Source organism: Streptomyces sp. V4I2 (genome assembly GCF_030817655.1).
Lineage (GTDB): Bacteria > Actinomycetota > Actinomycetes > Streptomycetales > Streptomycetaceae > Streptomyces > Streptomyces plumbiresistens.
The window spans coordinates 506,659-530,736 of the sequence record NZ_JAUSZM010000003.1; the positions used below are offsets into that span (position 1 = coordinate 506,659).

Sequence of the window (24,078 nt, forward strand, 5' to 3'; positions counted from 1 at the left end):
TCCGGCACGACCTGAGAAGGAGAACCGAGCACATGACGTATCTCGTCGGCTCCCACCACGTGACGCTGTCCGTGGGTGGTGCGCAGGAGGACGTGGATTTCCACACGAGGGTCCTCGGCATGCGCTTCATCAAGAAGACCGTGCTGTACGACGGCTCCACGCCGATCTACCACTTCTACTACTCCAACGCGAACGGTGACCCTTCGTCGGTGGTGACCACGTTCCCGTGGGCCCAGGCCGGGCTGTACGGCAAGCGAGGCACCAACCAGGCGCGCGAGGTTCTCCTCTCCGTCCCGGCCGGCTCGCTCGACTACTGGGCGCAGCGACTGGGCGAGCACGACATCGAGACCAAGCGCTTCGAGGCCCTCGGCCGCGGCCGGGTCGCCTTCCTCCACCCGTCCGGCATCGAGTACGTCCTGGTCGGGAACGAGAGCGACCCGCGCGAGGGCTTCACCGGCAACGGTGTGTCCCCCGAGGCCGCCATCCACGGCATCCACGGCATGGGCATCCACGTGTACGACCAGGACCGCATGGTCGACTTCACGAACGAGACGTTCTTCTCCCAGGGCAAGGTCGAGGAGGATGGTGACCTCGCCTGCGTCCAGGTCGGGACGCAGGAGTACGGCAACTTCATCGAGCTGCGCGGGAACCGGTCCGACGACCAGGGCACGTGGCGCTACGGCGCGGGCACCTACCACCACTTCGCCTGGAACCTCGACACCCTGGAGAACCAGTCCGAGGTGCGGTTCGAGGTCGAGGGCGCCGGCTACACCGACATCTCGGAGCTGAAGAACCGCACCTACTTCAAGTCCCACTACGTGCGGACCCCGGGCGGCGCCCTGTTCGAGCTGGCGGTCACCGACGAGGAGGGCGGCTGGGACTGCGACGAGTCTCCCGAGGAGCTCGGCAAGAACTTCATGCTGCCGCCGCAGTTCGAGAGCGAGCGGGAGGACATCCTCTCGCGCCTCGAGCCGGTCACGACCGACTGACCGACGCCCGCGACAGCGGTTCGGGGCCCGGGCGCTTCCTCCGCACCCGGGCCCCGGCGCAGCATCGGCCGTCCGGGCCGGCGCCGCCTCGGCCTTTCGATCCGGCGCCTGCCGCAGACGCCACCGCCCCCTCCACCCGCCCCACACCAGGGAACGAACAGTGAGCCTCAGCTTCGAGAACGTCACGCTCGGCCAACGCGTCCTCTTCGGGTACGGCCGCGCCGCCCGGAACCTCAGCGCGGAGGCCGAGCGACTGGGCGCCCGCAGGGTCATGGTGATCGCCGCGCCGCCCGAGGCCGAGATCGCCGAGCGCGTCACCGCCGACCTTCCGGTGGTGCTCCGGCACAGCGACGTACGTCCTCACGTACCCGTGGAGAAGGCCGAGGCCGCCCGAGCCGCGGCGGCCGAGTGCCGAGCCGACCTCCTCGTCTGCGTGGGCGGCGGATCCACGACCGGGCTGGCCAAGGCCGTGGCGCTCACGACGCGGCTGCCGATCGTGGCCGTACCCACGACATACGCCGGGTCCGAGGCCACCAACGTCTGGGGGCTCACCGAGGCCTCCCGCAAAACCACCGGCGTCGACGACGCCGTCCTCCCGGCCGCCGTGGTGTACGACTCCGAGCTCACCATGTCGCTGCCGGTCGACCTCTCCGTGGCCTCGGGGCTCAACGCCGTCGCCCACTGCGTCGACTCCATGTGGGCCCCGCGCACCAATCCCATCAACCAGGCCTTCGCGATGGAGGGCCTGCGCGCCGTCGCGGACGGGCTGCGACGCATCGCCCGCAAGCCGGACGACGTCGACGGGCGGGACGCCGCGCTCCACGGCTGCTACCTGTCCGGGGTCGCCTTCACCTCCGCGGGCTCGGGGCTCCATCACAAAATCTGTCATGTGCTGGGCGGCGCGTACGACCTGCCGCACGCGCAGACCCACGCCACCGTGCTCCCCTATGTACTGGAGCTCAACGCGCCGGGTGTGCCGGACACGGCGCACCGGATCGCGGGCGCTCTGGGCAGTGCCACGCCGGTGGCCGGACTGAACGATCTTCGGTGGGAGCTGGAAGCTCCGCGGGCGCTGGCCGACTACGGCATGCGGCGCGAGGACATCCCCGAGGCGGTCCAGCTGATCCTGCCGTATGTGCCGCCGGACAACCCCGTCCAGGTCGGTGCCGAGGAGCTCACCGACCTGCTCACGCGCGCGTGGGCCGGCGAGCCCGCCCAGGACCGGAAGGCGGCCTGACATGGATGACATCGACACGACGGCGTTCACCACCTCGTCCGAGAACCCGCACCTCACCGGCCCTCCGGTCCTGCACGGCGCACCGTTGGCCGAGGCGGGACTGGTGGTGTACGCGGTGCACGGGCGGACCCAGGGCCCGCAATTCATGGTCGAGCAGGCCGACCGGGTGGGTCTCCCCGGGGTGGCATGGGTGGCCCCGCGCGCTGACGACGACACGTGGTACCCGCAGAGCTTTCTGGCGCCGCTCGACGAGAACCAGCCGCGCCTGGACAACGCGCTCGACACGGTTCGGACCCACCTGGCCGACCTCGGGCGGATGGGCTGGGCGCCCGAGGACGTCATCCTGTTCGGCTTCTCCCAGGGAGCCTGCCTGCTCGCGGAGTACCTGCTGAGGGATCAGCCGTCGTGCGCCGGCGCGTTCCTCCACACCGGCGGTTACCTGGGCCCGGAGGCCCGGCCCTGGCCCGCCGTCCCGGGAACCGGCGTGCCCGGAACCGAGACCGTGCTCCTGTGCGCGGAGGAGGACGAGTTCGTCCCGCTGACCCGGGTGGAGAGGACGGCCGGCGCCCTGGCCTCCCTCGGGGGGAAGATCGAGCTGACGACGTACGACGACCCGCTGCACCACCTCAACGAGGACTCGATCGTGCGTCTGCGCCGGATGCTCCGCACTCGCCTGCTCGAACGGGTCCAGGTCGTCACTGAGACCGGGCGCCCGGTCGGACACGACGGCGGGAGTTGACCGGCAACGCCCCCTGGGGCAGGTTCGACGACGAGGCTCTGAGCACCGACGAAGGCTTGGGCAAGCTGCGCGGATACGTCGAAATTGACATCGCTCCACCATTGATTGTATGACGAACTGGCCGTAGCCTCACTCGCGTGGAGCACGAAGGCTCGTGGGCAAGGAAGCCCTCATGGCAGCTGAAGTCGGCCGTAGTCACGGCGGACTTGCGACAGCGTGTCCTGCGGACAGTGCGCGAGGACATCTACACGTCCCAGCTGAGGCCGGGACAGCGGCTCGACGAGAGCCTCGTCATGGTCCGGACGGGTGTTCCGCTGAGTGTGGTGCACCAGGCCGTCCGTGACCTGTCCGAACAGGGCTGGCTGACGACCGCGGCCGAGGGCTGCGTGGTATCCGTGCCCTCGCCCGAAGAGGCCGCCGAGATCGACGAGGTCCGGCGAGCACTGGAGGAGGTCATGGTGCGCCGCTTCGTCGCGCTGGCCTCCGACTCCCAGCTGCGGGCGCTGCACCGCACGCTGACGGCGTTCGAGACGGTCGCGGAGCTCCCGCCGGATCCCGGTGCCCTGATGCAGGCGAGGGACAACTTCTACGGTCTGCTGCTGCGCGCCGCCGGTGTGATGGCCACGCTGGACGAGCTGGTCAAACTGCGGGCCCGGATCATCGTGCTGATGTGTGCCTCGCTGCGTCTGCCGGGCCGCGCCCGGGTCGCGGGCACCGAGTTGCGCGAGATCTACGAGGCGCTGGCCGACCGGGACGCCGAACGAGCCGTCCGGGCCTGCGCCACCCATCTGGACCGGTCGTACGAGTCGGGTTTCGAGGCGCTGAAGGGGTGGAGCGGGTGACGACCGGCAGTAACCGCTGCGCCCTATGACGCGGTGCCCGTGAGCAAGGGCAATGCCCCACCTGCTCCGGGCGAAGGCCCATGAGTGTCGAGGGAGTGGCCGCCTTCCGGGGCGGCCACTCGCCTCTTGCCGGGACTTGCCCGGGACTACAGGGCGGGGATGACGAGGCCACTCAGGTCGTTGTGGTCCGCGGAGGCGGTGAGGGCTTCGTTGATGTCTTCGAGCGCGTAACGGGCGGTGATCAGAGGGCCGGCGTCCAAGCGGTCGTCCTCGAGCATCCGGACGTACGCGGGGATGTCGCGCCGCATGCGGACGCGGCCGTTCTGGCAGCCGAGGACCGTGCGGCCGTGGATGGCGTACTCGATCTGAGGAACCGTCACCACGGTGCCGAGCGGTGCCACTCCGGTGAGGACGACGGTTCCGGCCCGGCGTGTCATGAGCAGCGCCTGGGTCTGTGCGGCCGCGGGTCCCGCCGCTTCCAGGGCGTAATCGGCACCGCGACCGAAGGTCAGGGCCCGGACCTGCTCCACAGGATCGGCCTCGCCCGGATCCACCAGGTCGGTGGCGCCGAGCCGGGCAGCCGTCTCGCGCCTCGCGGCCAGCGGCTCGACGGCGATGATCCGCTCGGCCCCGGCGAGACGGGCGGCCTGCACCATCCACAGACCCAGTTGCCCACAGCCCACCACGGCGACGGCAGTGCCGGGCACGACGCGCGCCACGTTGAAGACCGCACCGAGGCCGGTGGTCACTCCGCAGCCCAGCAGGGCCAGGTGTTCGTCCGGCAGGTCGGTCGCCACGGGCAACACCTGGGCGGCGGAGACGCACATGAACTCGGCATAGCCGCCGACGTTGCCGGCGGCCGTGACGGGTTCACCGTCGGACCGGGCGGCCACCACCGGCGGCCCGTCCGGGCGGCCGAAGATTTCGTCGCACTGATCGGGACGACCGATGCCGCAGTAGAAGCAGCGGCCGCACTCGGCGGTGCCGTGCACTACAACCCGGTCACCGATGCGGAGTCCGGTGACTCCGGGGCCGAGTTCTTCGACGACCCCGGTGGACGCGTGGCCGAGGATGGTGGGCGGCACCTTTCCGAACAACCCGCGCGCGTTCATCACATCGGTCGCGCAGAACGGGGTCGCACCGGTACGGACGATAAACCGGCCGGGGCTCGGTGGGAGCAACTGGAGCTTCTCCACCACCAAGGGTCCGGCCGGGTCGGCGAATACGGCTGCCTTCATTGTTCAGGGCCCCTTCTGCTGATATTGTATGACGATCGTACACGAGTTAGGCAGGGCCGCAAGCTGGCATCTTGTTCAACTTCGACCAATCGGCAAGGGGCTTTTCCCTGATCAGAGACATGCCCCATCTGAGACCGAGGGCCAGGTAGTACGAACATATTGTCTGACATGTCGAGTGGCGACCGCGGCTTCGCCGTGTGCGTCCCCGTCGCCCGTCTGTCCCCCGACCCGCAGGAGCCCATTGATGAGCACCGGTACCTCCGCAGCGGCCCCGACCCTCGTACAAGGACCCGCCCTCCGCCGGTCCGTGCGCCGCCGTCGGCTCGCCTTCTACGGTCCCGCCTTTGTCGCCGCCGTCGCCTACGTCGATCCCGGCAACTTCGCCACCAACTTCCAGGCGGGCGCCCGGCACGGCTATCTACTCGTGTGGGTGCTCGTCGCGGCCTGCGCAGTCGCCATGTTCATCCAGTACCTGTCCGCCAAGACGGGCCTGGCCACCGGCCGCGACCTGCCGACACTGTGCCGGGAGAGTTTCCGCCGCCCGGTCGTCATGGGGCTGTGGGCGCAGGCCGAGGTCGTGGCCATGGCGACCGACCTCGCCGAGTTCGTGGGCGCGGCGATCGGGCTCTACCTGCTCTTCGGCATCCCCATGCTGCCCGCCGCACTGATCACCGCCGTGGTCAGCCTCGCGATCCTCGCCCTGCAGCGACGCGGCTACCGCCCCTTCGAGCTGGCCATCGTCTTCCTGCTCGCCATCATCGCCCTGGGCTTCGTGTACACCCTCCTCGCCGCCGGCGGACAGTCCCCCTCCGGTCTGGCGTCCGGGATGGTGCCCATGTTCCACGGGACCGACTCCGTCGTGCTGGCCATCGGCATCATCGGGGCGACGGTCATGCCGCACGTCATCTATCTGCACTCGGCCCTGACCGCGCAGCGGCAGGCGCCGGAGGGCCCGGCCGAGCGCAGGCGGGCGCTGCGCACGCTGCGCATTGACACCACGCTGGGCCTGAGCATCGCCGGCCTGATCAACCTCTCGATGCTCTGTGTGGCGGCCGCCGTCTTCCACGGCGCTGCCGGAGGGTTCGACGGCAGCCTGAGCGGCGCCCACGAGGGGTTCACCCGGCTCATCGGCGGCGGAGCCGCGCTGGCTTTCGCCGCCGCGCTGCTGGCGTCCGGGCTCTCCTCCTCCGGCGTGGGCACGTACTCCGGGCAGGTCATCATGGAGGGCTTCCTGAAGGTGCGGATCCCCCTCTTCGTCCGGCGGGGCATCACGATGGCGCCGGCGCTGGTCGTCCTCGCACTCGGAGTGTCTCCGGACAAGGTGCTGCTGATGTCGCAGGTGGTGCTCTCGTTCGGCATTCCGTTCGCCCTGATCCCGCTCGTCCTGATCAGTCGGCGGCGGGACCTGATGGGTGACCTGGTCAACCGGCCGGTGACCACGTTCCTGGGCTGGGTGGCGGCGCTGCTCATCTCCGGGATCAACGTCTATCTGCTGCAGCAACTGCTCTTCGGCTGAGCCGCGTTGATGCGACTGAGTGAGCCGGATTGATGCGACTGAGTCCGCGCCCGGTCGGTGGCCGCTTCCGTCGCGGGAGTGACACTCGAGAGGGATCACCCCCGCGACGGGACCCGGGACCCGTCCGGGCCGAGCAGGCTCTGCCACCCGAACAGGCTCGGCTAGCCCGTCACGCGCTCGAACTTCGTCGTGATGCGCCGCCACGAGCCGCGCTCACTCACCGGTTCGCTCGATTTCTGTACGTCCCCGGGCCCCGACCGCGCGCTCGCGGACGGCATCCGGCCTTTCGGCGCGGGCGTCACCCGCGTCATCACCGAGCTGGGCATCCTGGCTCGCGGCGGGGTGGGCAAAGAGCTGCGCCTGACAGCGGTTCACCCGGGAGTCACCGTGGACCGGGCGCGCGCCGCGACGGGCTGGGACCTGGAAGTGGCCGACGACCTCGCCCTCATCGAGCCACCGACCAGCACGGAGCTGAGCCTGCTGCGCGACACCGTCGACCCGGACCGGATCTATCTGCGCTGACGCCCGCCAGGTCGTGTGGTTCGCCGGCCTGTCACCGGACGTGACCGCCGGAAGCAGCTCCGGAGGGCGCCACGCGCGCCCAGCCGAACGCCCTGCGGGCGAGCGTGCCCTGGCCATGCCGCTGGACGTCACCCGGCCCGAACAGGTCCTCGGCCGCAGTCACCGCGGCCGAGGACCTCTTCGGTGGCATCGACGTGCTGGTCAACAACGCCGGCATCGGCTATTTCGCCGTCGTCGAGGAAAGCACCGACGACGAGATCCGCCGCATGTTCGAGATCAACTTCTTCGGCCTGTCCACCTCACCCGCACCGTCCTGCCCGGCATGCGGCGTCGCCGCAAAGGCGCCATCGTCAACTTCTCGTCCATCGGCGGCCTGCGCGCCTTCCCCTCGGTTGGCTACTACAACGCCACCAAGTTCGCCGTCGAGGGCCTGTCCGAAGCCCTGTGGCAGGAGATCGAACCTCTCGGCCTGCGCGTCCTCCTCGTCGAGCCGGGCCCCTTCCGCACGGACTGGACAGGCCGCTCGGCAACCGAGACCCTGCCCGGCCACGAGATCGCCGACTACGCGCCCACGGCCGGCGCACAGCAGGCCGGCCTCCGCGCGGGCACCGGCAAGGAACCGGGCGACCCCGCCCGCGCCGCCGCCATCATCACCGCCGTCGAAGCCGACAACCCACCGCACCGGCTCCTGCTCGGCGGCCTCGCCCACTGCCTCGCCCTCGACAAGCTCGACCAGCTCCGCACCGAGTTCACCTCCCTGGGAATCCCTCTCCCGCTCGGCCGACTTCCCCGACGGCGAGTAACCACCGCAGGCAGCCACGCACCTCGTCAAACTCGACCAGTCCCGACGGCACGGATCTGCAACACCCACCCCGCCCACTCCAGTGCGGTCACCGCCGCCCTCATGAGACGGAGGGCCGGAGGTGCGGAGAGCCGCCGGGGTGCGGAGGGTAGATATGAAGCCTCGGAAGGCTAACCGCCCTGCGGCGGTAGGGCATTGCCGGGTACGGACCCTGAGGCGGCGGAGGCACATTGCGCCCGTGAGGGTCGTACGGCGACGCCCTGCGGGTTCCGTGCGTGTATCCCTCCGGCTCCCCGATTCGGGACTGAAGTGACGAACGCGTCTCCGCTGATTGCGGACGGGAAACACTTCTGCGGGGACGGGGCGACCGGCGGAGGTCACTCCCAGACCACGACGTTGCGTCGCACGGGCACCGTCGAGGCGCCGGTGGCGAACAGTTCGGGCGAGTGTGCGCGGATGCGTTCGATGTCACTGAAGACGGCCCGCAGGTGGGTACGCATGGCCGTGCGGGCGAGCGGGACGTTCCCGCCGACGATCGCCTCGAAGATTTCGTGGTGCTGGGCGGCGAACGCGGCCGGGGACACGTTCTCGTGGAGGCCGAGGCGCCGGGCCCGGTCCAGGTGGCCCTTGGCCGCGGCGACGGTGGTCCAGACATTGCCATGACCGCTCAACCGCATCAGGCCCTGGTGGAACGCCTCGTCCAGATCGAAGAACTCCTCCAGGTCGAGGTCCGCGCACTGCTGACGGTTCAGATTGCCCCGCAGTTCCTCGACTACCGCGGGGTCGAGCCGCTCGGGAAGATCATTGAGTGATGCGAGTTCCACCGCCTCCCGCAGGAACTGCGCGTCAGCGACCTGCGCCGGATCCACCCGGGACACGAACGACCCGATCTTCGGGAAGACCTGCACCAAGCCCTCCTGGGCCAGCAGGATCAGGCTCTCCCGCACGGGCGTGCGACTGACGCCCAGTGACGCGGCGAGCTCGTTCTCCGAGAGGGCCGCACCCGGGGCGAGTTCGAGGGTCAGGACCATCTGACGCAACTTCAGGTAGATGTCGCGCCGACTCGTCCGCCCATTCCTTTGAGGCATGTGGACATCGTACGTAGGGCCACGACACAAGTATTGCCACACTAAGCGACAGCTGCTTGTATACAAGTACTTCGCGACCAAGGAGTACCTGTGAGCAAGATCGAACGCGTCGAGGTGTTCGTCGCCTCCCCCGGCCGTACCTTCGTCACGCTGCGCATCACCACCACGGACGGAGTGACCGGACTCGGTGACGCCACGCTCAACGGTCGTGAGCTGGCCGTCGCGAGCTACCTGCGCGACCACGTGGTTCCCCTGCTGATCGGCAGGGATCCCGCCCGTATCGAGGACATGTGGCAGTACCTCTACAAGGGTGCTTACTGGCGGCGCGGGCCGGTCACCATGACCGCGATCGCCGCCGTCGACACCGCGCTGTGGGACATCAAGGGCAAGACAGCAGGGCTGCCCGTCTACCAGCTCCTCGGCGGCCGGTCGCGCGACGGCGTCCTGGTCTACTCGCACGCCAGCGGCACCGACACGCCCTCGCTGCTGGACGACGTCGAGCGCTATCTGGAGCTGGGCTACAAGGCCGTCCGGGCGCAGGCCGCGGTGCCCGACGTCGGCGGCACGTACGGCGTACGCAAGGGCACGGTCTACGAGCCGGCCGCGACCGAGCTGCCCGACGAGCAGCCCTGGGACACCGAGGCCTATCTCGGTTTCGCGCCCGCCTACCTGGAGGCGGTGCGGGAGCGCTTCGGCTTCGGCTTCCACCTCCTGCACGACGTGCACCACCGGCTGACCCCGATCGAGGCGGCCCGGTTCGGCAAGAGCGTCGAGGGGTGCCGGCTGTTCTGGATGGAGGACCCGACTCCGGCCGAGAACCAGGAGTCGTTCCGGCTCATCCGCCGGCACACCACGACACCGATCGCGGTCGGCGAGGTGATGAACTCGATCTGGGACGTCCAGCACCTGATCACCGAACAGCTCATCGACTACGTCCGCACCACCGTCGTCCACGCGGGCGGCATCACCCATCTGCGGCGGATCTTCGACCTCGCCGCGCTCTACCAGGTGCGGACCGGATCCCACGGGGCGACCGACCTCTCCCCCGTCAGCATGGCGGCCGCCGTGCACGTCGACATCACCGTGCCGAACTTCGGCATCCAGGAGCACATGGGCCACCCCGCCGAGACCGCCGAGGTGTTCCGTACGGGGGTGACCTTCGCCGACGGCATGCTGCACCCCACCGAGGAGCCGGGCCTCGGCGTCGAGTACGACGAGAAGGCCGCCGAGCGCTTCCCCTACCAGCGGCGCTACCTCCCGGTCGCCCGCCGCCTCGACGGGTCGGTGCACGACTGGTGAGCGCCGACGCCCTCTCTCGGCTGGACCGCGCGGCGCTCCCCCGGCTCTCGCCCGAGCTGCGGCCCGCGGTCGACCCCGCCGAACTGCGCACCCGTGTCGTCCACTTCGGTCTCGGCGCCTTCCACCGGGCGCACCAGGCCGTGTACACCGAGCAGGCCGCCGCCCGCTCCGGCGAACCCTGGGGTATCACCGCGGTCGCGCCCCGGTCGGCCGGGACCGTACGAGAGCTGCGGAGCCAGGACTGTCTGTACTCGCTCACCGAACGCCGTCCGGACGGTCACCGTACGCGCGTCGTGGGTGCCGTCGTGGGTGCGCTGGCCATGGGACCCGATGCCAATGCCGTCGATGCCCTTCTCGCCGACCCCGAGGTGACGGTGGTGACCCTGACCGTGACCGAGAAGGGCTATCACCGTTCCCCGTCGACCGGCGGGCTGGACACCGCGGCTGGACCCGTCACCGCCGACCTCGCGGCGGCCCCCGACGGGCCCCTCACCACGGTGGTCGGGCGGCTGGCCACCGGGCTGGCCGCGCGGATGCGCGCAGGCGCGCCCCCGGTCAGCGTCGCGTCCTGCGACAACATGGCGGACAACGGCGCCGCCCTGAGGCGCGTGGTCCACGATTTCGTCCGTGCGTCGGCCTGGCCGGACCGTGCTCAGATCCTGGACCGGATGACCGAAGCCGTCTCCTTCCCCGCGACGGTCGTGGACCGGATCGTGCCCGCGACGAGCGAGGCCGACCGGACGGCGGCCGGCGCCGCGCTCGGGATGCGCGACGCCCTCCCCGTGACGGGCGAGCCGTACCGGCAGTGGGTGCTGGAGGACTCCTTGGCCGCGCCCCGGCCGCCCTGGGAGCTCGACGGCGCCCTGTTCGTCCCGGACGTCGCGCCCTACCAGCTCACCAAGCTGCGGCTGCTCAACGGCTCCCACTCCGCGCTGGCCTACCTCGGTACGGCCGCGGGGCTCTCCACGATCGCCGAGGCCATGGCGGCGGACTGGGGCGAGCGCCTCGTCCGGGCGCTGTGCGCGGAGGTCGCGCCCACCCTCCCGGCCGACGGCCCCGATCCGGTCGCGTATGCCGACGATCTCGTCGCACGTTTCCGCAATCCCGCCATGCGCCATCTACTGCGGCAGATCGGCTCCGACGGATCGCTGAAGATCACGGAGCGCTGGTTGCCGGCCCTGCGCGAACTGCGGGCCCGCGGCACGAACACCCCGGTCCTCGAACTCGCCCTCGCCGCCTGGGCGCACAGCACCCGCCAGGCCGACGCACCCGCCGATCCCGCCGCCGAAGCACTCACCGCCTGCTGGGACGAGCCCGCGACCCACCCCGCCGGGACCGTACGCGCGCTGCTACGCGTGCTCGGCGCGGCGGACCTGGCGGACGACGACGCCCTCACCGCCGCCGTCGCGGACCGGCTCCCCGCCCTGCGCGCCGGACGCGTCGAGATCTGAACCCCCTCCGCGCCCACCGTCCGAACCCCTCTCCGTCCCCTCACATCTGAGCCTCACTTCAGCCCCCGAACAACGGAGTTCACGATGAAGGACAGCGTCATGGCCGCTCAGCAGACGCCATCCGCTCAGCGCACCACACGCGATCTGACCCGGGCCGCCGTCTCGGGCTGGCTCGGCACAGCCATGGAGTTCATGGACTTCCAGCTCTACTCGCTGGCCGCCGCGATCGTCTTCAACAAGATCTTCTTCCCGGACGTCAGCCCGGCCATCGGACTGATCGCCGCGATGGCCACCTACGGCGTCGGGTACGTCGCCCGGCTCGCCGGCGCCGTCTACTTCGGGCGGATGGGCGACCGGCTCGGCCGCAAGAAGGTCCTCTACCTCACGATCCTGCTGATGGGTGCCTCCACCACCCTGATCGGCGCCCTGCCGACGTACACCACCATCGGCATCCTCGCGCCGGTGCTGCTCGTCGTGCTGCGCCTGGTACAGGGTTTCGGCGCGGGTGCCGAGATCGCCGGGGCCACCGTGATGCTGGCCGAGTACGCGCCCGCACAGAAGCGCGGCCTGATCTCCTCGCTGGTGTCACTCGGCACGAACTCCGGGACACTCGCCGCTTCCGGCCTGTGGGCCGTTCTGCTCGCCGTGCTCAGCGAGGACCAACTGCTCTCCTGGGGCTGGCGGTTGCCCTTCCTGCTGAGCTTCGTGCTGATGATCTTCGCGGTATGGCTGCGCCGCAGTCTCAAGGAGAGCCCGGTCTTCGAGGAGCGCCCCGACGTGGTGGACGGTGTGGCACTGGCCCGTGACGAGGTCGAGTCCGCGATCGCCACGGCGGACGAACACGAGGGCAGCGTCCTGGCAGCGGGTATCCGCCAGCGCAAGGGCAAGGCGTTCTTCCTGGCGATGGGGCTGCGCTTCGGCCAGGCGGGCAACTCCGGGCTGATCCAGACGTTCCTGGTCGGCTACATCGCCACCAACCTGGCGGTCGGCCGGTCCGTCCCGACGGACGCGATCGTGTACGGCTCGCTGGTGGGCTTCGCAACCGTCCCCGTGATCGGCCTGCTCGGCGACCGCTTCGGACGCCGCGCGGTCTACCTCGCCCTCTCGCTGCTGACCGTCGTCCTCGCCTTCCCGGTGATGCTCCTCATCACCTCAGGGTCCACCCCGGGCGTGATGATCGGCATGGTCCTCGGCCTGAACGTCGGCGTCCTCGGTCTGTTCTCGCTCGAAAGCGTCACGATGGCCGAACTCTTCGGCTCCCGCACCCGGTTCACCCAGCTCGCACTCGCCAAGGAGATCGGCGGCATCCTCGCCACCGCGATCGGCCCGGTCCTCGCGGCCACGCTCACGGCTGTCACCGGCAGTTGGTGGCCCATCGCGGCCATGCTCGTCGTCTACTCGCTCATCACCTTCGTCAGCGCGTTCCTCGCGCCCGAGACACGCGGACGCGACCTGGTCCGGCTGGAGGATGCCGTATGAGGGCGGTCGTGGTGCACGGTCCCGGCGACGTACGGGTCGACGAACGGGCCCGGCCGGTGCCGGGCCCGGGCGAGGTGCTGCTGGCCCTGGAGTGGGGCGGGATCTGCGGATCCGACATCGCGTACTGGAAGAAGGGCGCGTCCGGCACCGCTGCCCTCGCGCACCCGCTCGTGCTCGGACACGAGGTCGCCGGCCGAATCGCCGCGCTCGGCAACGGGGTCACCGGCCTCCGCGAAGGGCAGCCGGTCACCGTGCACCCGGCCCAACTGGTCGGCGACGGCGTCCTTCCCGAGCGGATCGCCGGACGGACCAACCTCTACCCGCGCGTCCGTTACTTCGGCTCGGCGGCCTTCGACCCGCACACCGACGGCGGGTTCAGCGAGTACCGGGCGGTCCCCGCGGCCCAGATACGGCCGCTGCCGGACGGCGTCGGCACCGAACAGGGCGCCCTCGCCGAACCGTTGGCCGTTGCCCTGCACGCCGTCGGCCGGGCCCTCGAGCTGCGCGGCCGTACAGTCCTGGTCAACGGCTGCGGACCGATCGGCTGCCTGGTCATCGCCGCCGCGCGGTACCGGGGAGCGGACCGGGTCGTCGCCGCCGATCTTGCCTCGTCCTCCCTCGCCGTCGCCCGTGCCATGGGCGCCGACGAGACGTACAACCTCTCCGCAGGCGACGGGCTGCCCGAGGACGTGGATGTGGTCTTCGAGGCGTCCGGCGCCCCGGCCGCGCTCGGGCCGGTGCTGCGGGCCACGGCCCGAGGAGGCACGCTCGTCCAGGTGGGCAACCTGCCCGGTACGGCCGCAGCAGCGGCTCTCGGCGACCTGGTGACCCGGGAGATCACCTGGATCGGCTCGTACCGCTTCGTCGAGGAGATCGACGAAGCACTGCGCGCGCTCCGGGACGGCCTGGACGTGACCCCGCTGATCACCCACCGCTTCCCGCTGGAACGGGCCGAGGAGGCCCTCACCGTCGCCGCCGACCCGGGGAGCGGGAGCGGCAAGGTCATGCTGCGCCTCGCCCCCGAGGCCCCCGAGGCCCCCGAGGCCACCGAGGCCCCCAAGGCCGCCGGTCTGTGACGCACGGCGGGTCCTTGAGTACGGGCCCGCCCGCCGCACCGGCGCCTTCGCGCCGTCCCTGCGCACTCCCACCATCAGGCCACCACGTCCGCGATCCCGCACCGTCCGCCAGGAGAATCCCGTGCCCTTGCCGTCCCTTCCCCACGCCGCCGACAGCCGGGAGCCAGTGGCCGACGTCGTGTGCGTCGGCGAGACGATGGCCGTCCTCAGCCCGCCGGACGCCCGCCCGCTCGCCGAGCAGCCCGTGCTCAGCATGGCCATCGGCGGCGCCGAGTCCAACGTCGCCTGCGGACTGGCCGGACTCGGGCACCGCGCCGCCTGGCTGAGCCGTCTGGGCGACGATCCGTTCGCCCGTCGCATCCTGGCCGAACTCGCCGCGCGCGGCGTGGACGTGAGCGCCGTCGAGACCGATCCCGACCGGCCGACCGGCATCTATTTCAAGGATCCGGGTCCGGACCGCACCCGTACGCACTACTACCGCGGCGGCTCGGCCGCGACCCGGATGGGGCCCGAGCTCGCTCGGCGGCCCGCGCTCCGCCGGGCCCGCATCGTGCATGTGTCGGGCGTCGCCGCGGCCATCTCCGACAGTTGCGCCCGCCTGCTGGAGGCGCTGCTCTTCGGACGGGAAGGACGCGCCACACGTGGTCCGGTCGTCTCCTTCGACGTGAATCACCGCCCCGCCCTCTGGCGAGGCGGCAGCGCGGACGCCGCACGAAGCCTGCTGGCACTCGCCCGCGCCGCGGACATCGTGTTCGTGGGACGGGACGAGGCCCAGGAGCTGTGGGGCACCGCCCGTCCGGACGACATCGCGGCCCTGCTCGATCCCTCGCCCGTTGTGGTCGTCAAGGACGCCGAGCACGGAGCGACTTCGTATGCCGACGGAGTACGGACGTTCGTACCCTCGCTGCCCGTCAAAGTGGTCGAGCCGGTCGGCGCGGGCGACGCGTTCGCGGCCGGCTACCTGACCGGCGTCCTGGAGGATCGCGACGAACGCTCACGGCTGCGCCTCGGCCATCTGGCGGCCGCCGCCGCGCTGCGGACCAGGGACGACGTTCCCGTCATGCCGCCGCGCACGAAGACCGACCGGTGCCTCGCCCTGGACGACGACGCCTGGGCCGCCACAGCACCCCGCTGAGGGAAACCACCCCGCAACAACCCGAGTCCGGCCCCGCCGAAGGAGAACTCCCGTCCATGACCGCCTACTTCCTCTCCCAGCTGTCAGAAGACCGCGTGATCGCCGTCGTCCGCGCACCAGCGATCCCCGACGCGGCGGCGTTGTGCGCGGCCCTGCGCGCCGGCGGCATCCACTGGATCGAGTTCACCCGCACCACCCCCGATCTCGCCGCGCACCTGCGACGGGCGGTGGCCGACGACGGGTACGGCATCGGCGCGGGCACGGTGATGACCGCCCAACAGGCCGAGGAGCTGATCGACGCGGGAGCCCGGTACCTCGTCACCCCCGGCTGCCGCCCGGAGGTGGCCAAGGCGGCGTCAGCGGCCGGAGTGCCGGTCGTCCTCGGCGCCCTCTCCCCCACAGAGGTCGGGCTGGCACTCGACCTCGGAGCCGACGCGGTGAAGATCTTCCCCGCACGCGCCTTCGGCCCCGGTTACCTCCGGGATCTGGCCGGCCCGTTCCCGGGCGTACCGCTGGTGGCGTCGGGAGGCGTCAGCGAGGACAACGCGGCCGCTTTCCTCGCCGCCGGGGCGCGTGCGGTGTGCGCCGGTTCGAACGTCGTACCGCCCTCCCTGGTGGCCGCCGGGAACTGGCCGGAGATCACCCGACGAGCCCGTGCCTTCACGGACGCTTGTCGATGAGCCCGGCGCCTCCTCGGGCCAGGGCAGCAGCAACGATCCGATCGGCGCCCACAAGTCGTCGTCGCCGCGGCGGGTGTGGCGGCACCAGGGGAGCGATACGCGTCCACAGACCATCGGGCACAAGATCGTTATTCACGCCAGGAAGCGTGACGGGAGATCTCAGTTGAGGTCGGCCGATTGGCCCGCTAACGATCAACTACTGGCGCAGGACACTAGCTCGTGATCACCTACGAGGCGAGCCCGAGCTCACAACCATAGGCCCAGGAAGTGCCACGTTCGTGAGCCTGAGTCGTCTGCCATCGCCCCGAGACAGCTTGAAAACCGCAGTTCAGAAGCTCGGCCTGTGCCACGAGCCGCAAGGTCCTACACACGATGCCCTGCTGACCACGCTGACACCCCTGGACGCACAGCGCACGCCGGGATCACCCGATCACGGCTGGACGCCGCCGACCATCACGCCCACCACGGCAGGTCAGCGCGCTGCGGCGACTCCCCGGCCCTGTGCTTGTTCGGTGCTACGAGTTCGCTCCTGGCGCACGTCCAGGTAGCAGCTCAGCCAGACGCCGGGTCGGGTCGTACGGTCCACCGTCGCGGTCGCCCACCACTGCGGCGTCTTCTCCAGCCGCTCGGTGACGACCTGGTCGTAGTCGACGCCGTCGACCGGCCGCACATGCTCCGGGGCGCACCCACACCCGGTACCCCGCAGCCTCCGCACTGCCGTCCAACTGGTGGAGAGGCCGGTATTCCGAGGCTCGATGATGAGCAGCACCGCTGAGGCTGTTGCGTCGAGGATCTCGTGAACAGAACCAGCTGCCCGGTGCTCTGCTTCTGTGAGGAATCCTCCGCAGCCCCGGGATGCGTGGCTACGCGTCGTGGGTGAGGCTGGTGCCATGTCCGAGCGCCGCGTGATCGTCTACCCGCCATTGGAGACCGGTGGCCGCAAGGTGGGAATTGACGATCGGACCCTCGGCACCGCGTACAGCCTTCACGACCTCACCGTGTTCCTGCAGAACGCCGGCCTGACCGGCTGGGACGAACTGGATGTCGCCGACTCTGGCCTGATCGAATGGCATGAGGGCGGGCCAGAGGTGTGGAAGCGCTGAACGTACGAGCGCCTCTTCGCCGCGCGGTGACGATCACGCACGCAGGCAGAGGAGCAGTCGGCCCGCCTGCACGGGTCGCGTCAACGCGAGGTGCGCCTCTTCGAAGCGGTTGCGGCAGCGGGCCCGGGGGTTCTCAGGGGGACAACCGCCGGTTCGGCCGCGCTATTCAGCGCGTTTCTCAGCGCCCGTCTCCAGGGAGCCGGGGTCGTCACCGGAGACCCGGCCCACGAACGTGTCGTTGGGTGTCGTCCCTGTCGTGCTGTGCTGGTCCGGTGCGTCGGCCTCCGGTTCGCCGCCCGTGTCCTGTGACTTGCCGGAGCCGACTTCTGCGGTGTCTCCAGCCCTGGAGGGTCGCTCACCGCCTTTGTGCCGCGAGTGTTCACGGATCCACGACCAGACAGACATGGTGCCTCCCATGAGGAGGTAGGTACCGATGTCGACGACGTACCCGTCAATGCCGTCGGCATTCACCCGCGCTGTATCGGTCGGCGGGGAGACACACGCTTCATCCCGACCGAGCATCCTGTCGTCGGGGCCACATGATGCTCAGCTCTCGCTCCTCGTCTTCGGCCTTCAGCGTCATCCAGCTGAGCCGTCCGCAGTCGGCGGTGCTGCCCGCGTCGGCGCCGCTGCCGGGCCGGGCTGCCGACGGTGCGGCGGCCGGGTGACGCGTCCGGCTCCGATATCAGCCCCGCGTGCCGGTATGGCGCCAGTGCTCACATACCCGCCGAAGACGGTCCTACGGGCGTCAACGGCCGCCCGCCCAAGCACGGCCCAGGACCGGCCGGCGCCGACCGCGCACCCCTCGTCGCTCACCGAAGCCGACCGTCACGAGTTCTGCGTTTGACGACAGCCCGGCACGGGGCTGCACTGGATTCATGGACGCTGCGGCGACTCCGTCCTAGGGAGAGCAGCGATGACAACCATAGAGAGTTTCAACCTTCTGCAGCCGTACAAGATCGCCGAGGAGACGTTCGTCATCCCGTGGGCCCTTGAGGCCCCGCCGGTCGGCCACTTCCCGATGAACTCGATGGTGATCCGGGGAACCGAACCGGTCCTCGTGGACACCGGGGCGCCCGCAGTGCGCTCCCAGTGGCTGGAGGCAGCCTGGTCCATCGTGGATCCCCTGGACGTCCGGTGGATCTTCCTCACCCACGATGACCGCGACCACGCCGGCAACCTCCTGGCGGTGCTCGCGGAATGCCCGAACGCGACCCTGCTGACGACATGGTTCTCCATCGGCCGCATGGCCGACGAGTGGGAGACTCCCATCAACCGGTGCCGCTTCATGACCGACGGCGACACGATCGACGCGGGCGATCGCACCCTGGTCGCCAAGCGACCGCCCCTGTACGACAACCCCACAACCCGCGCCCTCTTCGACCCGAAGGCCAACGTCCTGTGGGCCGTAGACACCTTCGCCACGAACGTGCCGACCCCTATGCCCGAAATGGCGGCGCTGTCGCCAGACGAATTCCGCGACGGCCAGTTCTTCGGCGGAAGCCTGGTCTCCCCCTGGGTCGCCCTGCTGGACGTCCAAAAGTTCGGGGCGGTCGTCACCGACTTCCAACAGCTGAACGCCGAGGTCATCGCCGGCTGCCACTGCCCGGTCCTCCGCGGAGCCCAGATCCCCGAGGCCTACGACCTCCTCCGCCAGCTCCCCGGGATCCCACCGTGGGCAGAGTTCACCCAGACCGACCTGGACCAGTGGATGGCGGTTGCCGAGACCTCAGTTCCGCCGGAGCAGCCGCGGCCGTCGGGGACGTGAGCGGCGCTGCCGCGCGGCGTTGGGATCTGCTGCACTCCGGCGCCTACGACCAGAAACCTGCCGCTCGGCTGCGCCGTGCTGAGAACTGGGGTCCGTGTCTCGCCTAGTGCCGTGATGATCTCGGTGTGGGGCGAGGGGATCTTTCAGATGACCAGTGGGCGGTGTTGGGGCCGTTGGTGCCGGTCGCGGTGTTGGGCAGGCCGTCGGTATGTCGGCGGCGGTTGATCGACAGGATCCGCCGGGTGTGGGCTGAATGGGTGGTGATGGCGGTTGCGCTGTGTCGAGACTCTTGGTCACGCGTTGGTCCGGGCGTGAATCCTCGCGTTGACGACGCTGTGTCACATGCGGCACTGCTCGGCCTTACTGGCTCCCAGCCCGAGCGGGAGGGTCTGGGTGCGGGCGTCAAGCGTGACGGCGGGTGGAGCCGGGCCGTGATGGTCGTCTACTCAGCGGTGATCGTTGCGGCTGCTGCGGTCCTTGCCGTAGCGGACCGGCTCGCTTGAGAGATGCAGAGATGGGCGGTCAGGTGGGGCCAGATGGCCTGCGGGCGGCCGGATTCGATGCGGGTGCGTGCCTGCGTGACCAGCTGGCCGAGGCGATCGCCTCCCTTCGCTGGCAGACGGCGGTGATGCTGTCGCACGCCCCCAGCCGTGTGAGTGCAGCCGGTGCCACCGGGCCGGAGGATGAGTGCCACCTGGCCAGCCGCCCAGGTGACCAAGACCGCGGGAAGCCCCGTGATGCAGCTACGTGACGGGCTGTCCCTGGATGTGCTCCACGGCCATTCCGCCCGGTCACGCGAGAGGCAGCCCCCGCATCAGCCGGTGGGCCGGTTCCCCGGTGCCGTCGCTGGATTGGCCTTCTCCGTCTTCTTCGCCCGCGCCCTCTTCCTCGCGGCCGGGCTGGTGCGGCGCCGCTCCTCAACCTCTTCCACGCTCTGTTCCAGGACCGCCATCAGATCCACTACCGCGCCGGTCACCGGCGCGGGGGCGTGGGCGTGGGGCGGCTTCGAGCCCGCAAGGCGGGCGGCGACGACTTGCTCCACGGCGTGCCGGTAGTCGTCATGCTGCTCCTCCAGGCGGAAGTCGGTGCTCATCGCGTCCATGAGTGAGCGGGCCATGTCCAGCTCCTGGCGGCCTGGAGGCTCGGTGCGCGGCACGGCGATGTCCTCGGTGGGGCGCAGCTCATCGGGCCACAACAGAGGTTGCATCGTGATCACTTGTTCGCGGACCCGCAGCAGGGCCAGGGACTCACGACCGCGGAGCGCGAGGCGTACGACGGCCACCAGGCCGTTTTCGCGCATCGCATCGCGCAGCAGGGCGTAGGGACGCGCGGCGGCCGGGCCGCCCCTGACGCCGAGGTAGTAGGGCCTGTGCAGGAGGAGCGGGTCGATCCGGTCCGCGGGGACGAAGGCCAGGACCTCGATCGCCCGGGGCGAGTTCGGCAGCGGCAGATCGGCGAGGTCGGCATTCGAGAGGACGACCACCCGCCCGTCATCGGCCTCCCAGCCCGGCGCCACTTCGTCGTACGGAACCTCCACGCCCTCACGCTCGCAGAAGCGATGCAGCCGTACCCGGCCGCCTCCGCACCGGGTGTGGACCTGGTGCAGGGGGACCGGATGCGGCGCGGTCGCGGCATGCACGGTCACCGGGATCGCCACCAGACCCCAGGAGATCGACAGCTTCGCGATGGCCTGCGGCATGATTCCATCGCACCCCTGACCAGCAGTGATCGCACCTCGAACGCTGCCGTTCACTCGCCTTTGGAGACGGGGCGACCGCAGGCCAGGCGCCTGCCGGCCTCCGGAAACGTGCTGCCAGGGCTACAGGGGGCGGATGCGCTCGGCCTGCGGGCCCTTCGGCCCCTGGGTGATGTCGAACTCGACTTTCTGGCCCTCCTGCAGTTCGCGGAAGCCCTGGGCGTCGATGTTGGAGTAGTGGGCGAAGACGTCGGCGCCGCCGCCGTCCTGCGCGATGAAACCGAAGCCTTTCTCAGCGTTGAACCACTTCACGGTGCCGGTAGCCATAGCTTCTCCTTCAAGACGGCTCGGAACGGACTCGCGTAGTCGAATCCGGAGGTGATCGCCTGGCCCGGAGGAACACTGAGAAAGCAAAGTCGCCCGCGATCGTGATCACGGGCGAACGGACACTTCGGAACCACGACTGCTGAATTTCGACGCTACACCGCTCCTCCGCCGGCGACTACACGAAACGGTGCCAAGCCTGGCAACGGGCGCCACCGCGGTCACGATCGCGGCCGGGCGCTGATCGCACGTCCATCACCGGCACGACTCCAAGGGACCGTCAGCGTGGACCCTCGCACTGGACGAGCGGATCAAGGACACCGACCAGGAGATCGGGCGACACCTTCCGCTCGACGAACGCGCCGAGATCATCGAGTTGCTCACCGGCATGGGGTCGATCCTCAGCGCTGAACTGGTCGCGATCGTCGGCGACTTGTCCGGTTACGTGAGCGCCGGCCGTCTGGCCTCTCACGCGGGCCTCGCTCCGGTGCCACGTGACTCCGGCTGCCGCACCGGCAACAACCACCGGCGACAACCACTGGCCCAAGCGATACCACCGCCGCCTGCGCTGGGTGTTCTGCATGGCCGCACAGACCGCGATGATGCGGCGCGGCCCCTCCCCGAGGCTGTTCACTCCCGTCCCACCGTCGGCTGCGCCGACCGCTTGACATGATCACTTGACGCGGTCATTGAGAATCCCTCCCCGGCGTGAACACCGGGGCATCCTCGCAAGAGTCCGGTGAACTCCATGACCGATGGACGAAGGCGATCGTGCGGACCGGCTGTCGGCTGGACCGGCTCGCGGGACCCCCTCAACGGCACGAGCGGAACCCGGCCCTGACGCTCACCGGTCCTGGTGGCCGGCAGGGTGACTGGTGGGCTCGGCGACTTCGGTGGCGGCCCAGGCGGCAAGGAGCTGCAGGGCGTCGTGCTCGGGTGTGCCGGGGGCGGCGCTGTAGGCGGTGAGGGTCAGGCCGGGCTGGGCCGGCAGTTCCATGGCGTCGAAGTCGAGGGTGAGAACGCCGACGGCCGGGTGGCGGAAGGACTTGCGACCGGTGTGGTGCAGGCGCACGTTGTGCCTGGCCCAAGCGGCGCGGAACTCCTCGCTGAGGGTGACGAGTTCGCCGACGAGTCCGGTCAGCCCACTGTCGTGCGGGGCGCGGCCGGCCTCGGTGCGCAGCAGGGCGACGGTGGTGTGCACCGACTGTTCCCAGTCGGGAAAGAAGTCGCGGCCGTTCGGGTCGAGGAACTGGAAGCGGGCGATGTTGGCCGTCGCAGTGGTGGGGTCGGGGAAGAGCGGGGAGTACAGGGCGCGGCCGAGGCGGTTGGCGGCGAGTATGTCCAGGCGGCCATTGCGGATGAAGGCCGGGGAGTCGGTCATGGAGTGCAGGACGCGCAGGACGCTGTCGGCCAGCGGGCCACGGGCGCGCTTGCGCCGGGTGGGGCGTTTGGCGGCGGCGCGGGCCAGATCGTCAAGGTGGGCGCGTTCGGCGTCGTCGAGCTGGAGAGCATTCGCGACGGCGTCGAGGACTTCCTCCGAGGCTCCCGCGAGGTTCCCGCGCTCCAGGCGGATGTAGTAGTCGACGCTGACGCCGGCGAGCATGGCGACCTCCTCGCGGCGCAGGCCCGGCACGCGCCGGTTGCCGCCGTAAGCGGGCAGGCCCGCCCGCTGGGGAGCGATCCTGGCACGGCGGGAGGCCAGGAACTCGCGGATGTCGCTCTCGGTACTCACACGGTCCAGGCTAAGCCGGACCGCACAGGTGAGGGGGCCCTGTCAGTACCGGTAACGACCGACCCTTCCTCACCTCTTTGAGCTGCGGTTTCATCGACTGTGACGGAGGTCGGGGACCGGGCACCTCTCAGCTGCTGAAGGTCGCAGGCCAGGACCAGCCCCCGCTGCGGTTCGTGGCAGGCGACGACTGCCTCGCAGCCGTCGGGGCAAAAGCCCAGGAGCTCCTCGCCCAGGTCGACGCCTTCCGCGCGCTGGGCTCGGCCTCACCTACACCGACGCCGCTTGATCCATCCCACATCCCTGCACTTCTGAAAGAGACACCATGGAATTCGTCAAGCAGCAGGCCACTGTCAAGGCTCCCGCGGACTGGTTCACCGGCGACGTCTGGTTCGACGTGATCTATGCGGGCAAGGAGCCGTCCCGGATGCGTGCCAAACTGGTCCGCTTCTCCCCGGGCGCCTGTACCCACTGGCACTCGCACGTGCTGGGGCAGACCCTCCATGTCGTCTCCGGCACCGCCTGATCGGCACCCGCGACGGCACCGTCTTCGAAGCGCACCCCGGCGAAACGGTCACCTGCCCTCCGAACGAGGAGCACTGGCACGGCGCCACCCCCGACCGCTTCATGGAGCACATCGCCATGTGGGAGGGCAAGGGCGACGGCAGCACCGAAACCACTTGGAACGAGCCGGTCACCGACGAGCAGTACAACCGCGCCCGCAGCCGCTGACACCGCAACGGTCCCCGATTCAGCACGAGTTCCCTCGGCTGTGCCCCGGGGGCCGAAGTAAGGACTTTCGATGACCGACCAGCCCAAGCAGATCGGCGGCGGACGCCGCATGCTAGGCGACTTCGCTCCGAAGCTCGCCGAGCTGACCGACGACGTCCTGTTCGAGGACGTGTGGAATCGCACCGAGCTGGCCGCCCGCGACCGCAGCCTGATCACCGTGGCAGTCCTGATCGCGGGCGGCGATGCCGACCAGCTGCGCTTCCACCTCGGGCGGGCCAAGGAGAACGGCGTCACGGAGACTGAGCTCATCGAGGCCATCACGCACCTCGCGTTCTACGCCGGCTGGCCCAAGGCCATGACGGCGATCACCGTTGCGAAGCAGGTCTTCTCGGCCTGAGCTGCGAGGAGGAGCCGTCGAGCTCCTCCCCTCTCGGCGGGCCCTGGGCAGCGATCACGAACGGAAGGACACTCTCCCCATGCGAGAACCAGTCATGAGCCTTGCCGACAACCTCCGCGTCGACCAACGGGACAAAGCAACCGGCCCAGCGCCTCGCGGCGTGACCACGCTCCCGGCGACGGTGTGCGCGGGACTCAGGCTCGCTGCCGTGGCGCCCGCCGGGGCCTCGTGCGTCG

General features: G+C 70.1%; 23 protein-coding genes and 3 pseudogenes. 18 read left to right on the top strand and 8 right to left on the bottom strand.

Annotated features, from left to right (window positions below):
• Positions 1-32: 32 nt before the first annotated feature.
• The 4 genes from QFZ76_RS03030 (at position 33) to QFZ76_RS03045 (ending at position 3,807) form a co-directional block, all read left to right on the top strand.
• Positions 33-989 carry a VOC family protein gene (locus tag QFZ76_RS03030; RefSeq protein ID WP_307672211.1) on the top strand — a complete coding sequence of 319 codons (957 nt, stop codon included), beginning with the start codon at positions 33-35 and terminating at the stop codon, positions 987-989.
• A 160-nt stretch (positions 990-1,149) separates the two neighbouring features.
• Positions 1,150-2,226, top strand: a complete 1,077-nt coding sequence (locus QFZ76_RS03035; RefSeq protein WP_307672212.1) for a maleylacetate reductase — start codon at positions 1,150-1,152, stop codon at positions 2,224-2,226.
• 1 nt (position 2,227) lies between these two features.
• Positions 2,228-2,965 carry an alpha/beta hydrolase gene (locus QFZ76_RS03040; protein WP_307672213.1) on the top strand — a complete coding sequence of 246 codons (738 nt, stop codon included), beginning with the start codon at positions 2,228-2,230 and terminating at the stop codon, positions 2,963-2,965.
• Between the two features lie 206 nt (positions 2,966-3,171).
• Positions 3,172-3,807 carry a GntR family transcriptional regulator gene (locus QFZ76_RS03045; protein ID WP_307672214.1) on the top strand — a complete coding sequence of 212 codons (636 nt, stop codon included), beginning with the start codon at positions 3,172-3,174 and terminating at the stop codon, positions 3,805-3,807.
• A gap of 146 nt (positions 3,808-3,953) precedes the next feature.
• On the opposite strand, the gene QFZ76_RS03050 is transcribed toward QFZ76_RS03045, so the two are convergent.
• Entirely contained in the window at positions 3,954-5,045 is a 1,092-nt protein-coding gene (locus QFZ76_RS03050) for a zinc-binding dehydrogenase (protein ID WP_307672215.1), read from the bottom strand.
• A gap of 244 nt (positions 5,046-5,289) precedes the next feature.
• Here QFZ76_RS03050 and QFZ76_RS03055 point away from each other — a divergent pair, with 244 nt between their 5' ends.
• Both QFZ76_RS03055 and QFZ76_RS03060 read left to right on the top strand, forming a co-directional pair.
• Positions 5,290-6,561, top strand: a complete 1,272-nt coding sequence (locus QFZ76_RS03055) for an Nramp family divalent metal transporter (protein ID WP_307672216.1) — start codon at positions 5,290-5,292, stop codon at positions 6,559-6,561.
• A gap of 174 nt (positions 6,562-6,735) precedes the next feature.
• A pseudogene (locus QFZ76_RS03060) lies at positions 6,736-7,083 on the top strand (3-oxoadipate--succinyl-CoA transferase subunit B); the annotation flags it as partial.
• Positions 7,084-7,114: 31 nt separating this feature from the next.
• On the opposite strand, the gene QFZ76_RS03065 reads toward QFZ76_RS03060, so the two are convergent.
• Positions 7,115-7,273, bottom strand: coding sequence for a hypothetical protein (locus QFZ76_RS03065; RefSeq protein WP_307672217.1), 159 nt, complete (start codon positions 7,271-7,273; stop codon positions 7,115-7,117).
• A 132-nt stretch (positions 7,274-7,405) separates the two neighbouring features.
• Between QFZ76_RS03065 and QFZ76_RS03070 the strand changes: the two genes are divergently transcribed.
• A complete protein-coding gene (locus tag QFZ76_RS03070; RefSeq protein ID WP_307672218.1) occupies positions 7,406-8,059 on the top strand; it encodes an SDR family NAD(P)-dependent oxidoreductase in 654 nt (217 codons plus the stop codon).
• Positions 8,060-8,262: 203 nt separating this feature from the next.
• Here the strand turns inward: QFZ76_RS03070 and QFZ76_RS03075 are convergent, their stop codons facing one another.
• Positions 8,263-8,973, bottom strand: a complete 711-nt coding sequence (locus QFZ76_RS03075; protein ID WP_307672219.1) for a GntR family transcriptional regulator — start codon at positions 8,971-8,973, stop codon at positions 8,263-8,265.
• 90 nt (positions 8,974-9,063) lie between these two features.
• Here QFZ76_RS03075 and manD point away from each other — a divergent pair, with 90 nt between their 5' ends.
• The 6 genes from manD to QFZ76_RS03105 all read left to right on the top strand — a co-directional run bounded on the left by manD (position 9,064) and on the right by QFZ76_RS03105 (position 16,093).
• Positions 9,064-10,272, top strand: a complete 1,209-nt coding sequence (manD, locus tag QFZ76_RS03080; protein WP_307672220.1) for a D-mannonate dehydratase ManD — start codon at positions 9,064-9,066, stop codon at positions 10,270-10,272.
• The gene (locus tag QFZ76_RS03085) at positions 10,269-11,723 is read left to right on the top strand and encodes a mannitol dehydrogenase family protein (RefSeq protein ID WP_307672221.1); all 1,455 of its coding nucleotides are present in this window, start codon (positions 10,269-10,271) and stop codon (positions 11,721-11,723) included. The genes manD and QFZ76_RS03085 overlap by 4 nt, the downstream gene beginning before the upstream one ends.
• An 84-nt stretch (positions 11,724-11,807) precedes the next feature.
• A complete protein-coding gene (locus tag QFZ76_RS03090; protein WP_307672222.1) occupies positions 11,808-13,202 on the top strand; it encodes an MFS transporter in 1,395 nt (464 codons plus the stop codon).
• Positions 13,199-14,278 carry an L-idonate 5-dehydrogenase gene (locus tag QFZ76_RS03095; RefSeq protein ID WP_307672223.1) on the top strand — a complete coding sequence of 360 codons (1,080 nt, stop codon included), beginning with the start codon at positions 13,199-13,201 and terminating at the stop codon, positions 14,276-14,278. Before QFZ76_RS03090 ends, QFZ76_RS03095 begins: the two co-directional genes overlap by 4 nt.
• Before the next feature lie 121 nt (positions 14,279-14,399).
• Complete coding sequence (locus QFZ76_RS03100; protein ID WP_307672224.1) at positions 14,400-15,413, top strand: sugar kinase; 1,014 nt, start codon at positions 14,400-14,402, stop codon at positions 15,411-15,413.
• Positions 15,414-15,469: 56 nt separating this feature from the next.
• Complete coding sequence (locus tag QFZ76_RS03105; RefSeq protein ID WP_307672225.1) at positions 15,470-16,093, top strand: bifunctional 4-hydroxy-2-oxoglutarate aldolase/2-dehydro-3-deoxy-phosphogluconate aldolase; 624 nt, start codon at positions 15,470-15,472, stop codon at positions 16,091-16,093.
• 472 nt (positions 16,094-16,565) lie between these two features.
• Here QFZ76_RS03105 and QFZ76_RS03110 read toward each other — a convergent pair whose 3' ends face one another.
• The gene (locus QFZ76_RS03110) at positions 16,566-16,763 is read right to left on the bottom strand and encodes a DUF6207 family protein (protein WP_307672226.1); all 198 of its coding nucleotides are present in this window, start codon (positions 16,761-16,763) and stop codon (positions 16,566-16,568) included.
• A gap of 220 nt (positions 16,764-16,983) precedes the next feature.
• Here QFZ76_RS03110 and QFZ76_RS03115 point away from each other — a divergent pair, with 220 nt between their 5' ends.
• On the top strand, positions 16,984-17,196 hold the full coding sequence (locus QFZ76_RS03115; protein ID WP_307672227.1) for a hypothetical protein: 213 nt from the start codon (positions 16,984-16,986) through the stop codon (positions 17,194-17,196).
• A gap of 162 nt (positions 17,197-17,358) precedes the next feature.
• On the opposite strand, the gene QFZ76_RS03120 is transcribed toward QFZ76_RS03115, so the two are convergent.
• Positions 17,359-17,667 (bottom strand): hypothetical protein, encoded by a 309-nt coding sequence (locus tag QFZ76_RS03120; RefSeq protein WP_307672228.1) that lies wholly within the window; start codon positions 17,665-17,667, stop codon positions 17,359-17,361.
• A 445-nt stretch (positions 17,668-18,112) separates the two neighbouring features.
• On the opposite strand from QFZ76_RS03120, the gene QFZ76_RS03125 reads away from it, so the two are divergent.
• On the top strand, positions 18,113-18,964 hold the full coding sequence (locus tag QFZ76_RS03125) for an MBL fold metallo-hydrolase (protein WP_307672229.1): 852 nt from the start codon (positions 18,113-18,115) through the stop codon (positions 18,962-18,964).
• A gap of 814 nt (positions 18,965-19,778) precedes the next feature.
• Here QFZ76_RS03125 and QFZ76_RS03130 read toward each other — a convergent pair.
• Both QFZ76_RS03130 and QFZ76_RS03135 read right to left on the bottom strand, forming a co-directional pair.
• Positions 19,779-20,663 carry a Ku protein gene (locus QFZ76_RS03130; protein WP_307672230.1) on the bottom strand — a complete coding sequence of 295 codons (885 nt, stop codon included), beginning with the start codon at positions 20,661-20,663 and terminating at the stop codon, positions 19,779-19,781.
• Between the two features lie 120 nt (positions 20,664-20,783).
• The gene (locus tag QFZ76_RS03135) at positions 20,784-20,987 is read right to left on the bottom strand and encodes a cold-shock protein (protein ID WP_307672231.1); all 204 of its coding nucleotides are present in this window, start codon (positions 20,985-20,987) and stop codon (positions 20,784-20,786) included.
• Positions 20,988-21,276: 289 nt separating this feature from the next.
• On the opposite strand from QFZ76_RS03135, the pseudogene QFZ76_RS03140 reads away from it, so the two are divergent.
• A pseudogene (locus QFZ76_RS03140) lies at positions 21,277-21,604 on the top strand (IS110 family transposase); the annotation flags it as partial.
• A 224-nt stretch (positions 21,605-21,828) separates the two neighbouring features.
• On the opposite strand, the gene QFZ76_RS03145 reads toward QFZ76_RS03140, so the two are convergent.
• Positions 21,829-22,716 (bottom strand): helix-turn-helix transcriptional regulator, encoded by an 888-nt coding sequence (locus QFZ76_RS03145; protein WP_307672232.1) that lies wholly within the window; start codon positions 22,714-22,716, stop codon positions 21,829-21,831.
• Between the two features lie 322 nt (positions 22,717-23,038).
• Between QFZ76_RS03145 and QFZ76_RS03150 the strand changes: the two are divergent.
• Both QFZ76_RS03150 and QFZ76_RS03155 read left to right on the top strand, forming a co-directional pair.
• Positions 23,039-23,445: pseudogene (locus tag QFZ76_RS03150) on the top strand (cupin domain-containing protein).
• Positions 23,446-23,515: 70 nt separating this feature from the next.
• Positions 23,516-23,842 carry a carboxymuconolactone decarboxylase family protein gene (locus QFZ76_RS03155; RefSeq protein WP_307672233.1) on the top strand — a complete coding sequence of 109 codons (327 nt, stop codon included), beginning with the start codon at positions 23,516-23,518 and terminating at the stop codon, positions 23,840-23,842.
• Positions 23,843-24,078 lie beyond the last annotated feature (236 nt).